This window comes from Pedobacter paludisoli (assembly GCF_052344095.1).
Classification (GTDB): Bacteria; Bacteroidota; Bacteroidia; order Sphingobacteriales; family Sphingobacteriaceae; genus Pedobacter.
On sequence record NZ_CP179926.1, the window covers coordinates 2,831,918 to 2,844,000 of the forward strand.

General features: G+C 36.8%; 8 protein-coding genes and 2 tRNA genes. 3 read left to right on the top strand and 7 right to left on the bottom strand.

Features of this window, described 5'->3' with window-relative positions:
- Positions 1 to 47 precede the first annotated feature (47 nt).
- The 7 genes from ACJVDK_RS11475 to ACJVDK_RS11505 form a co-directional block, all read right to left on the bottom strand.
- Positions 48 to 1,517, bottom strand: a complete 1,470-nt coding sequence (locus tag ACJVDK_RS11475; protein ID WP_443936808.1) for a RagB/SusD family nutrient uptake outer membrane protein — start codon at positions 1,515 to 1,517, stop codon at positions 48 to 50.
- Between the two features lie 13 nt (positions 1,518 to 1,530).
- Positions 1,531 to 4,941 carry a TonB-dependent receptor gene (locus ACJVDK_RS11480; protein ID WP_443936809.1) on the bottom strand — a complete coding sequence of 1,137 codons (3,411 nt, stop codon included), beginning with the start codon at positions 4,939 to 4,941 and terminating at the stop codon, positions 1,531 to 1,533.
- A 247-nt stretch (positions 4,942 to 5,188) separates the two neighbouring features.
- On the bottom strand, positions 5,189 to 6,340 hold the full coding sequence (locus ACJVDK_RS11485; RefSeq protein ID WP_443936810.1) for a FecR family protein: 1,152 nt from the start codon (positions 6,338 to 6,340) through the stop codon (positions 5,189 to 5,191).
- A 78-nt stretch (positions 6,341 to 6,418) separates the two neighbouring features.
- Complete coding sequence (locus ACJVDK_RS11490; protein WP_443936811.1) at positions 6,419 to 7,000, bottom strand: RNA polymerase sigma factor; 582 nt, start codon at positions 6,998 to 7,000, stop codon at positions 6,419 to 6,421.
- Between the two features lie 108 nt (positions 7,001 to 7,108).
- Positions 7,109 to 8,356 carry a glycoside hydrolase family 88 protein gene (locus ACJVDK_RS11495; protein WP_443936812.1) on the bottom strand — a complete coding sequence of 416 codons (1,248 nt, stop codon included), beginning with the start codon at positions 8,354 to 8,356 and terminating at the stop codon, positions 7,109 to 7,111.
- 282 nt (positions 8,357 to 8,638) lie between these two features.
- Positions 8,639 to 8,710 (bottom strand) — tRNA-Glu (locus ACJVDK_RS11500).
- Between the two features lie 30 nt (positions 8,711 to 8,740).
- Positions 8,741 to 8,816: transfer RNA gene (locus ACJVDK_RS11505), tRNA-Met, on the bottom strand.
- A 113-nt stretch (positions 8,817 to 8,929) separates the two neighbouring features.
- On the opposite strand from ACJVDK_RS11505, the gene era reads away from it, so the two are divergent.
- From era to der, 3 genes are all read left to right on the top strand, one after another.
- A complete protein-coding gene (era, locus tag ACJVDK_RS11510) occupies positions 8,930 to 9,826 on the top strand; it encodes a GTPase Era (RefSeq protein WP_443936813.1) in 897 nt (298 codons plus the stop codon).
- Between the two features lie 70 nt (positions 9,827 to 9,896).
- Positions 9,897 to 10,406, top strand: a complete 510-nt coding sequence (locus ACJVDK_RS11515; RefSeq protein WP_443936814.1) for a TlpA family protein disulfide reductase — start codon at positions 9,897 to 9,899, stop codon at positions 10,404 to 10,406.
- 155 nt (positions 10,407 to 10,561) lie between these two features.
- Positions 10,562 to 11,863, top strand: coding sequence for a ribosome biogenesis GTPase Der (der, locus tag ACJVDK_RS11520; protein WP_443936815.1), 1,302 nt, complete (start codon positions 10,562 to 10,564; stop codon positions 11,861 to 11,863).
- The last annotated feature ends 220 nt before the right edge of the window (positions 11,864 to 12,083 follow it).

The window sequence follows — 12,083 nt, forward strand, 5'->3', positions numbered from 1 at the left end:
TATCACTCCATCGTTAAGTAGATGGAGTGATCTAAAACTTGATATGACTAATTTATATACCCTGTATTTTGTTTAATTTTAGAAGGGTTAATATCGATTTGACTTTGTGGAATAGGGAATAAATCATGATGAGACTGCATTCCTTTTCCGCCCATTACAGCCTGTGCTCTTCCGGTGCGGACCAAATCGAACCAGCGGTGCCCTTCAAAGGCTAACTCTACCCGACGTTCCTGCTCAATAGCCAATCTAAATGCAGCTTGATCTACTATTCTTAGCGCCAAATTTGCATTATTACTCGTCTTGCTTCCTAATCCAGCTCTGTTTCGGATTTGATTTAGATACGTAAATGCAGGCCCATCGGCCAAATAACCTTGTTCGTTCAATGCTTCTGCATACATTAACAACACATCAGCATATCTCAAAACAATCCAATTATTATCGCTATCTAAATTTGCAGCTGGAACACCAAGATACTTCACAATGTAATTATGTTGCACCGTATTTGCACCTAGCACATAGCTATTTCTCATTGAAACTGCTTTTCTAGCATCATTTGCTTCATAAGCATTGTTCATGTTTTCAGTAGGGATATTTTGTCCAAGTGGATTCCCGATAGCAACTACTGCAGTACCAGAACCAATTGGAGCAAACTGATTGGTGTATGGGCTACCCTCGCCCGAAGATCCTTTTTTAAATTGTACTTCAAAAATAGACTCTCTATTATTTTCGTTAGCAATACCAAATACGCCGGCATAAGTAGGTAACAATTGATATTTGTTTAAAGCCACATTATCAATTACCTTTTTTAATTGGGTGGCCGCTAAATCCCATCTTTTTTGAGTTAGATAAACTTTACCCAATAGGGCTTGAGCAGCTCCTTTGGTTGCTCTACCAATATCCGCTCCTGTAAATTCGTAAGGCAAGATATTCTCTGCTTCGCTAAGATCTGTTATAATTTGTGCATAAACTTCAGCGCTAGGATTTCTGCCATACTCATAGCCTTCTTCTGGGTTATTAATTACTTTGGTAACCAAGGGTACGTCACCAAAAATCCGCACTAAATTAAAGTACATTAAACCTCTCAAAAATTTAGCTTCTGCAGAATATCTAGCTTTTAGGGTAGCATCCATTGATACTGCTTCTATTTTCTCTATTACGATGTTAACCGATTGAATGGCTTGATAATTTCCCGCCCAAGTAGTGCTGCTAATTGAAGTTGTTGCCAAATTTTGGAAATTATCTATCGCCACCAAATCGGAGCCAGCATTTGGATTTGTAATTTCGGTATTATCCGATCTTAAATCGCCAATTATATGCATAGATGAATAGTATAAACCGCCATATTGTAAACCGCCATAAGCAGCTGCGAGTGCATTTTTCATATCCTCGGCAGTTTTATAGAAATTATTACCATTCATTTGTGAAATAGGTGCACGATCTAAAAAATCCTTTTTACAACTACTTGCTGTAACCAGAACGGCTAGTGTTGCTGCGAGTATTGTTTTAATGTTTTTCATCTTCATTACAATCTTAAAATCCAAAATTTAAACCAAACATAAATGTGCGAGCCAAAGGATAACCTCCTGAATCGACACCAGGCATAAGCGGATTTGCACCTTCTACACTCACCTCTGGATTGTACCCTTCGTAATTGGTAAAAGTGAATGCATTTTGTACAGTAAAGCTAAATCGTGCATTTGCCAATTTTAAGCTTTTCGCTACTGCAGCTGGTAAATTATAACCCAATGTGATATTTCTAATCCTTAAAAAAGAACCGTCTTCTACAAAGGCAGAAGTAGCATTATTAACTACAGAAGCTACACCTGTTGCGTTGAAGTTACGATCAATCTGAGGACTTACCCCGTCGCCACGATCGCTAGCAGATTTCCAGCCGTTGGAGGTACTCTTTAAAACATTGTATGAACCCGCATAATTTCCATAAAATCTTCTTGCAGCATTTAAAACTTCAAATCCCTGAACACCTTGTAGTGTAAATGAAAAATCAAACCCTTTAAATGTAAAAGTGTTGGTCATTCCGTAGGTAAAATCGGGGAATGGATTACCAATTTCTGTTCTATCATCTGCGGTAATGGTTCCATCTCCATTCACATCCGCAAATTTTAATTGTCCTGCTTTAGAAAAAGTAGAACCATCGGCGTTCTTTACAACGGCCGAAGTGTTCAAATCGTTTTGATCTTGGTAAACACCAATCACTTTGTACCCAAAAAATGACCCTGGAACATCACCTACAGCAGTAACGTGGGTATTACCCGCGGCAAAAGTAGTTTGACGAGAAAGTATTCTTGAACCATCGGCACCAAGCGCCAATACTTTAACTTTATTCGTCGAAATATTAAAGTCTGTACTCCATTTAAAAGCACCAACTAAATTTCTACTGCCTATGGTAAGCTCGAAACCTTTGTTCTCTATTTCACCAATATTTTGCAGTGCATTGGTATAACCCGTTAAGGTAGGTGTAGGCACATTCAATAGCAAATCTGATGTTCTCTTATTGTAATAATCTAAGGCCATTGAAACCCTGTTCTTAAGGACACCAAATTCTAAACCTATATCGAATTGTTTATTCTTCTCCCAGCTTAATAAGCTATTAGCAATATTTGATGGTCGTATACCATTATTTACTGAGCCGCCACTATTACCGAAAATATAATTATCTGGAGTGGTTAAAGCAATGGCTCCGTAATTACTAATAAAGTTGTTACCCGTAATACCATAACTGGCTCTCAGTTTCAAATCGGAGATCCAATTTACATTTTGCATGAAATTTTCTTGCGAAATTCTCCAGCCTACAGATACCGAAGGAAAAACACCATATCTGTTATCAAAGCCAAAGCGAGATGAACCATCTGTTCTTATGGTTGCTGTCAATAAATACTTATTATCATAACTATAATTTATACGAGCTAAGTAAGAAAGAAGTGCCCATTCCTCCTTTGTTGCAGTAGCATTGGTAATAGTACCTGCTGCGCTGATAGTTTTAATTTGGTCGTTTGGAAAATTAGTACCACTAATAGAATTTAATTCTATGGTTTCCTTTTGTATAGTGTATCCTAGCAAACCATCGAATGAATGCTTTTTAATTTTCTTATTATAGTTTAAAGTAAACTCTGCTAACCAGTTTCTATTTTCGCTCGTATTGCTATTGCCTGTTGCCAGCTTAGTGTCGCTCACACTGTTTGGATTAATAATAGAAGGATTGAATATTTGTTCTCTAAAACTTCTAACATCAGCCCCCACTAAAGCTTTAAAGTTTAAACCAGTAATAATACTTGCTTCGGCATAAGCAGTACCTAACAATCTCATATTGCCTTGTTGATGAAAATATTCTCTTGCAATTTTCACCGGATTATCTACCTCACTCGTTCCAATTCCTAAACCCGTTATTTTTGCGTAGCTACCATCAGCATTATATGGCGACAAGTGCGGACCAGCGGTAATTGCCGATTGAATAATACCTCCAGCTTGCCAATTTCCTTCTGCTAATGATTGATTAGAAAAGGTATAGCTTGGGGTAATATTCGCCCCTACTTTTACTACTTTATTTATCTGTGACTCTACATTAACGCGAAAAGAATAGCGTTTTAAATCAGAACCCAGAACAACACCATCTTGTGTTAAGTAGCCTCCAGAAACAAAGTACTTTGTTTTTTCGTTGCCCCCTGAGAAATTAATTTGATAATTACTCATTGGTGCCGTTCTAAATATTTCATCTTGCCAATTGGTACCTTCGCCCAAAGCATCTGGATCACTTAACGATGCCGGCAGAAGATACATCACATTGTTAAGTCTAACCGAATTTGGATCAGATGCCAATCTACCAGGTCCAGAATTTATCCAAGCATTGTTTCTTGACTCATTTACAAATAGAGCAAATTCTCTAGCGTTTAATACGTCTAACGTTTTTTCTACTTGTTGCACACCTGTATTTAGGCTAAAATCTATCTTAGAAGCACCAGATTTCCCCGATTTTGTTGTGATAATAACCACGCCGTTCGATCCTCTTGAACCATAAATAGCGGTGGAAGAAGCATCCTTCAGCACCTGAATATTATCAATATCCGAGGGGTTTATTGTATTTAAAGGATTATTCCGTTGATTAAAATCGTTGGTTATCGGAAAACCATCTACAACATATAAAGGTTCATTTCCGGCAGTTAAAGAACCTGCGCCTCTTATCCTAACCGTAGAACCGCCTCCTGGCGCTCCAGTTGCAGCAGATACTTGCACACCTGCCATTAAACCCGCCATTGCATTATCTAAACTAACAACAACTTGATCTTGTATTTTCTTAGAATCTATAGAGCTTACCGCCCCTGTTATATCTTTTCTTACTTGTTTACCATAGCCAACTACAACCAATGTATTTAAGCTAGCAGCATCTTCTTTTAAAGTAACCGTAAGCATTTTTTGAGTGCCAACAACTATTTCTTGTGTTACATAACCAATATAACTCACTATCAAAACTGCATTTTCTGGCAAGTTTTTAAAGCTAAAATTACCATTAGGATCGGTTACAGCAGTTTGGCTACCATTTTTTACGCGAATACTGGCACCATGCAATGGAGTGGATTTTTCTCCAACCACTTTCCCATTAATGTCTATTTCAACTGGTGATTTTTTTTTGCTTTCTACTTTGGTAACCACGATGGTTTTCTGCTCAATAGAATAACTAAATGGCTGATTTTTAAGCACTTCATGCAATGCATTTGTCAGGGTAGCATTTTTTAAATTAACCGTTATGGGCTCAGCATCTTTAAGCTCATTGTACTTATAGAACAAATAATGCCCACTTTGCTCACTAATGAGTGTTAAAGCCTTGGTTAATGGAATATTTTTTCCCGTTAAATTGAGCGTTTGCGAATAGCTTTTAGCGCTTATATGAAAGCAGCTAATCATGATAAAAATAACCGTTAGTTTCATTATTAGAAACAGTTTTGGCGGGTAAAATCTAGAGAGCATCCGGATTTTACCGTAAGGTTTTAATTGCATACTTTTGTTAGGTTTGATTTTTGATTGAAGGTTCTCTTTACACAGTTTTTTTGATTTGAGTCAAACTGCTCCAATTTGGAGTTTCAAAACCGGCAGTGTTCCCGCACTTCCGGTTTTTTTATTAACTCAACAATTCGTTTGACTAATTTTAAGTTTTCATGATCGTTTAGTTAGTTAGTTAGTTAGTGATGGTGATTGTTCTTCCTTTGATGGAAGTTTTTATTTTGCTTAGTTCCAATATCCTTAAAACATTATTGATGTCTTCAGTACGTTTAATTTTGCCCACAAACAGATCTTCGCTATTCGCACCAGTATAGTTAACTTCTATATCATACCATCTGGCTATTTGGCGCATAACCGTTTGGATATCGGCTTTATCAAACTTGAAATATCCATTCTTCCAAGCTACAGCCGCTTCCATATCTGCCACAGAAACGGTGATATGGTTACTTTCAGCAATAGCCGCAACTTGACCCGGATATAGTACTTTTGAAGAACTTACGTCGGCGATTCCTTCATTTAATTTTGCCACCTTTACACGACCTTCTAGCAAGGTGGTTTTTTCATCTGCTTCATCACTATAGGCATTTACATTAAAATGTGTACCTAAAACTTCTATTTGTTGCTTTTTAGTCCGCACCACAAATGGCATGGCTTTATTTTTGGCCACTTCAAAATAAATTTCACCAGTAATTTCTACTATCCTTTTTTTACCAGAAAACCGTGTTGGAAACTTAATAGATGATGCTGCATTTATCCAAACCTTAGTACCATCGGCAAGCTCCATGTGATATTGCCCACCCCGCGGCGTAACAACCGTATTTACACTCGGTATAATATCCTCTTCAACATCGTAAATAATCTTGCCATTGGCTCCTTTAATTACTTTTAAACCCGCTTGATTTACAACCAAACCGCTTGCTTTCTCGTCAAGACCAATAGTAGAACCGTCCGCCAAAGTCAATATCGCTTGATTAATGCCTGGCTTTACTACAATTTCTTTCTTAGTTTTAGTTACTAATGCTTCTGAAGTTCCTTTTTTGAAATACAATAAAGTTAAGGAGCTTAACACAGCTAAAATAGCTGCCGTAGCCCACCATTTTGACCTATAAAAAGGTTGCCTTTTACTTTGAGAATTAGATAGTTTATCGAAAATGTTTGCTGAAATTTCGTTCTTTATTTTTTGTCTGTCGAAAGAGCTTATGTTTTTAAGCGCATCCTCTTCAACATCAAATAATTGATAATAGGATTCTAAAAATTCTATTTCCTCTTTACTTGCTATTCCTCGATTGTATTTTTCTAGAATTTCTAAAAATAATTTTTTATCCATTTTGTTTATTACAGCCTAAAAAACTGCCCTATATAAACAAGACCCATAAAAAAGAAAAAGTCCCACAAAAAAATAAAATTATTTTACGAGGTCCAGTAAAACAAGGATACAAAGAAAGTCGAGAGACTCTCGCAGTTGATTTAAACTCTTACCTAATTGATTTTGTACTGTTTTACGACTGATAGCCAATTTTTCGGCAATTTCTTTGGTAGAAAGGTCTTCGTCAAAACGAAGTTTAAAAATAGTTTGTTGTGCAGAAGGCAAAACATGCACCAATTTTTCATACTTCAGCATGAATTCTTTCCTTAGTATCTCAACATCTGCCTGATCTCCTTCTTGTGTAATTAAGTTTAAAAAATCTGGAATTTCCGTAAATCTTTGTTCCTTTTCCATCCACTTAAAAACATTGTTTCTTACGGCAGTATAGAGGTATGCGGGTACAGAAATAATTTGTAGATCATGCCTTCTATACCAAAGCTGCAAAAAAATATCTTGGGTAATATCTTTCGCATAATCAGCATCTTTTAACCTTTTAAAAGCAGCGTTATAAACTTGTTCCCAATACTTATCATACAACAAATGAAACGCTAGATCATCATCGTTTTTCATTTGATTCAATAAATTTTGGTCGTCTGTTTTGCTTTCTGTTGATCTAATCATACTTGAAGAAGTATTAAATCAAATCTATCTAATATTTTCGACTAAACAAAAAACAGCACCTTGCATTATTAAAACAAGATGCTGTTTTTGCTTACGATAGTCGAAAACTTACTTTCTTATTTTTTGGTATCTGGTTAACGCTTCCAGAAAATAATAATCGGCATAAATTAACGGAACATCAATTTCTCTATCAGAAGGAAAGTTACCGGTACTATGTTTTAATAAGAAATAGGGGTTTTGGAAATCTGTATTCAAATATTTATTACTACTCAACGATTTCAACATAGCAAGAGCAGCATTATAGTACTTTTTCTTTTGCTCGCCATCTAGCAGAGTGCTTAATTCTAATAATCCTGAACTTGCAATCGCGGCTGAAGAAGCATCTCTAGGTATTTCTTTATACTTTTGGGGATCAAAATTCCAATCAGGTCGGTAACCTTTTTCACCGACATTAAAATCCCAATAGGGTATTTTGTCTTTTGGCAAATTCGGATGATCAAGAAAGAAATCGGCCATTTTTTGTGCTGTTTTTAAAAAACGAGGATCTCTTGTTTCTCTGTATACTACTGTAAAGCCATAAATTCCCCACGCTTGCCCCCTAGCCCATGTAGAATTATCAGAAAAACCTTGTAAAGTTTGACGATGCAATACTTTTCCTGTAGTTGGATCATAGTTAACCACATGATAAGAGCTATAATCTGGCCGTAAATGATTCTTCATTGTTTGCTCAGCATGCTTAATTGCGATGTTTTTATATACTAGATCTCCACTTATTTTACTTGCATAAAACAAAAGTTCCAAATTCATCATGTTATCCATAATTACTGGATACTCCCAAACATGAATATCCCCTTTTGATTTTCTCTTATTCCAAGATTGAATGCTGCCAACAATAGGAGAATATCTTTTGGTTAAGGATTTGGCCGATTGGAGCAGTATTTCAGGGTATTTTTTATCATCTACAAAGCGCAAGGCATTACCATAACTACAATACATCATAAAGCCTATATCATGATGAGCGGTATTAAATTGATTGCTCTCTAATGAATTTGTCCAAGTGAGGGCCGCGTTTTTCCATTTATCCTCTTTTGTAAATTCGTACATGTACCACAAAGCACCTGGCCAAAAACCGCCGGTCCATTCATCAATTTGTAAATATTTAATGGTACCATCAGCACTTAAACTATGTGGGTAGTCTGTATAATTCCCTGAAGTTTTAGCCAATAGGTTATCATAAAGTGGAGCCGCAGCTTTAAAACTTTTGGCAACAAAATCTGTTTCTTGGGCAAAACAAGGATCAAAGATTGACAAACAAATCGTTAAGACGACAACAACTCTTTTCTTAATTTTTCTCATAAAGATGTTCTATTTATAAGAATAGACTGCTTTAAAAGAAAAAATCCCACAACAACTTCAATAAAATTTTTGACTAGGCTACAAAAACAGGAACTTGAAATAGCTTATTTTGTATCGAAAATGAACATCCAGAGAAAAATGACTTTTACACAAAAATTGTTGGTAAAGCTAAAATCGCGGCAAAATTTTGCACTATTCGCTATTTCACCTCCCCAAAAAACCTCATAAACAACAAGAGGCCGTCTCATAATTCAATTATGGGACGGCCTCTTGTAATTTCTGTAGCCCGTAGGGGAATCGAACCCCTGTTTCCAGAATGAAAATCTGGCGTCCTCACCCCTAGACGAACGGGCCATTAAATATTCGAGTGTCTTTCAACTCTTTTGGTAGCGGGGACACGACTCGAACGTGCGACCTTCGGGTTATGAGCCCGACGAGCTACCAACTGCTCCACCCCGCACTCTCTTTTCGCAATCCGCTTATTTTGTTAAATCCTTAACGCTGTTTCCGAATTGGAATGCAAAGATATAATTCGTTTCTTTGTACTGCAAATTTTTTTTAAAAAATATTTTAATGGCACATAAAGCAGGTTTTGTAAGTATTATAGGTAAACCAAACGCTGGTAAATCTACCCTAATGAATGCACTTGTGGGTGAGCGACTTAGCATCATCACACCTAAGGCACAAACCACCCGACATCGTATTTTGGGTATCGTTAACGAAGAAGAATATCAAATCGTTTTTTCTGATACACCGGGCGTTATTAAGCCAAAATACAGTTTACAAGAGAGCATGATGAACTTTGTAAACAGCTCTTTAACCGATGCAGATGTCCTATTATTCGTAACCGATATTCATGAAAAATACGATGAAGACGATGTTTTAGAGAAAATTTTAAATCGCAACATCCCAACCATTGTCTTGATCAATAAAATCGACAACGCTACCCAAGAACAGGTAGACGAAAAAATCGCCTTTTGGCAAGAAAAATTAAGCCCAACGGCCATTTATGCCATCTCTGCATTGCATAACCACAATGTTTCAGGAATTCTGGATCGTATTTTGGAAATGCTTCCGGAGCATCCAGCCTATTACGATAAAGAAGAGCTTACCGATCGCTCTGAAAGATTTTTCATCTCTGAAATCATTCGCGAGAAAATTTTCTTAAACTACCAAAAAGAAATTCCATATAGCACAGAAGTGCTTGTAAAAAGCTTCAAAGAAGAAGAACTAAAAAATGGAAAAGGTTCTATGATTCGCATTACAGCAGAAGTAGTAGTAGAACGCGACTCGCAAAAAAACATATTGATTGGTAAAGGTGGCAGTATGCTAAAAAAAGTAGGTACAGAAGCACGCTTAGAGGCCGAAAAATTCTTAGACGCAAAAGTTTTCTTGGAAATTTTTGTAAAAGTTATCCCCGATTGGAGAAGCAAAAAGAATTATTTGAAAAGCTTCGGGTACGATAATTAAATCCATATTTATTTTTCAAGCCAGATAAATAGTATCTTTAGGCAAAAAACTAACGCAATTTATAGTACATATGAAAAAAATCATCCTTTTTCTATTTGTCCTGATAACTGTAAATCAGGCTTTTTCGCAAGAATCAAATAACGACAAGAAACTTTGGGCCAAGTCTATCTTAAATCAGGCAGCTCCTGAATTGGTGGTAGAGAAATGGTTAAGCGAGCAGCCCAACACAAAAGGAAAATTTATACTAATCGATTTTTGGGCTACCTGGTGTGAACCATGTAAAAAATTCATCCCAGCTTTAAACGATTTTCAAAAAAAATATGCTGATCAATTGGTGGTAATTGGGCTTTCAACAGAAACTGAAGAGAAAGTAACAGCCATGAAAACACCAGAAATAGCCTACAGCGAAGCCATCGACACACAAGGCCGTTTAAACAAACAACTTGAAATATTAGGAATCCCACATGCCATCCTCATCGATCCAAAAGGAGTGGTTAGATGGGAAGGTTTTCCGCTGCTAACCGGCTACGAACTAAACGAAGAGGTATTAGTAGGACTAATGAAAAAATACAAAAACTAATTTAGGTTTATTGTTCGGATAATTAACCGTACCTTTGCAGCCTCTTAAAATAGAGATAGTAGTTGATAGTCGATAGCTGATACCCAGCTAGTTTAGCAGAAAAACTAAATTCACTGATTGTTAACTACGTTTTATAGAACGATTAACAACAAGACATGAGTAACATTATCGCCATTGTAGGAAGACCTAACGTAGGAAAAAGCACCCTTTTTAATCGATTAACAGAAAGCAGAAAAGCTATTGTTGATGACATGAGCGGTGTAACCCGCGACAGACATTACGGCGTTGGCGAATGGACCGATAAACAATTTACAGTAATTGATACCGGTGGCTATGTGGCCAACTCAGAAGATGTATACGAAGCCGCTATCCGCGAACAAGTACTAATTGCCATCGAAGAAGCCAGTGTACTTATCTTTATGGTAGATGTTACCACCGGCATTACCGATTTAGACGACGACATTGCACAAGTGCTACGTCGCAGTAACAAACCGGTCTTCGTATGTGCCAACAAAGTGGATAACACTGCACTGCATTCTGAAATCAGTACCTTTTATGGATTCGGTTTAGGAGAAGTGTATCCACTATCATCGATGACGGGTTCAGGAACCGGAGAATTGTTAGACGAAGTAATTAAACACTTCGAAAACGAAGAAGAAGAAGAATCTATTTTACCAAAAATTACCATCGCTGGGCGCCCAAATGTGGGTAAATCATCGTTAGTAAATGCACTAATTGGTAAAGAACGTAACATTGTTACGTCGAATGCAGGTACTACCCGCGATTCTATCAAAATTCATTACAACCAATTCGGTCACGAATTTACCTTAATCGATACAGCCGGATTACGTAAAAAAACCAAAGTAAAAGAAAACTTAGAGTTTTACTCGGTAATGCGTACCATTAAGGCGCTTGAAGAAGCCGATGTAGTGGTATTGATGATTGATGCCCAAGAAGGAATCGAAAGTCAAGACATCAATATTTTCCACTTGGCAGAAAAGAACAAAAAAGGAATTGTAATATTGGTAAACAAATGGGATTTAATCGAAAAAAATACCCAAACCATGAAAGCTTTTGAAGAGCAAATTCACGAGCGTATTCGCCCTTTTACCGATGTGCCAATCATTTTCACTTCCGTGTTAAACAAGCAACGTATTTTCAAAGCCATTGAAACCGCTTTAGACGTATACAACAACAGAGGCAAGAAAATCCCTACATCAAAATTAAACGACGTAATGCTTCCTTTAATCGAAGCCTATCCACCGCCAGCATTAAAAGGGAAACACATTAAAATTAAGTACATTACACAAATCAATGGAACATCGCCAATGTTTGCATTCTTCTGTAATTTACCGCAATACATCAAAGATCCGTACAAACGTTTTATCGAAAATAAATTGAGAGAGAATTTTGATTTCTCAGGCTCGCCAATTCAAATTTTCTTCCGTCAAAAATAAACACCAGTAAACGCAAAAAATGTAAAGGCCAAGAGCCAATCCATTCATAAAATTAGAAAAGCAGGGCAAGTAATCCTTTTGGAACTACAGTCCTGCTTTTCGTTTTACTTCAGCCACCAAAAGGTGGCTTCGTGTTCACTGCAATCAGGTTTATAGCAGTCAGGACATTACGAATAACTCCCTTGAGCCTATCAAGCGCCAAAAACGAAGAAATACGCTT

What these genes read in the sequence shown, in the direction of transcription:
- ACJVDK_RS11475 (WP_443936808.1), bottom strand. Translation starts at nt 1,517, where the DNA reads ATGAAAAACATTAAAACAATACTCGCAGCAACACTAGCCGTTCTGGTT.
- ACJVDK_RS11480 (WP_443936809.1), bottom strand. Translation starts at nt 4,941, where the DNA reads ATGAAACTAACGGTTATTTTTATCATGATTAGCTGCTTTCATATAAGC.
- ACJVDK_RS11485 (WP_443936810.1), bottom strand. Translation starts at nt 6,340, where the DNA reads ATGGATAAAAAATTATTTTTAGAAATTCTAGAAAAATACAATCGAGGA.
- ACJVDK_RS11490 (WP_443936811.1), bottom strand. Translation starts at nt 7,000, where the DNA reads ATGATTAGATCAACAGAAAGCAAAACAGACGACCAAAATTTATTGAAT.
- ACJVDK_RS11495 (WP_443936812.1), bottom strand. Translation starts at nt 8,356, where the DNA reads ATGAGAAAAATTAAGAAAAGAGTTGTTGTCGTCTTAACGATTTGTTTG.
- era (WP_443936813.1), top strand. Translation starts at nt 8,930, where the DNA reads ATGGCACATAAAGCAGGTTTTGTAAGTATTATAGGTAAACCAAACGCT.
- ACJVDK_RS11515 (WP_443936814.1), top strand. Translation starts at nt 9,897, where the DNA reads ATGAAAAAAATCATCCTTTTTCTATTTGTCCTGATAACTGTAAATCAG.
- der (WP_443936815.1), top strand. Translation starts at nt 10,562, where the DNA reads ATGAGTAACATTATCGCCATTGTAGGAAGACCTAACGTAGGAAAAAGC.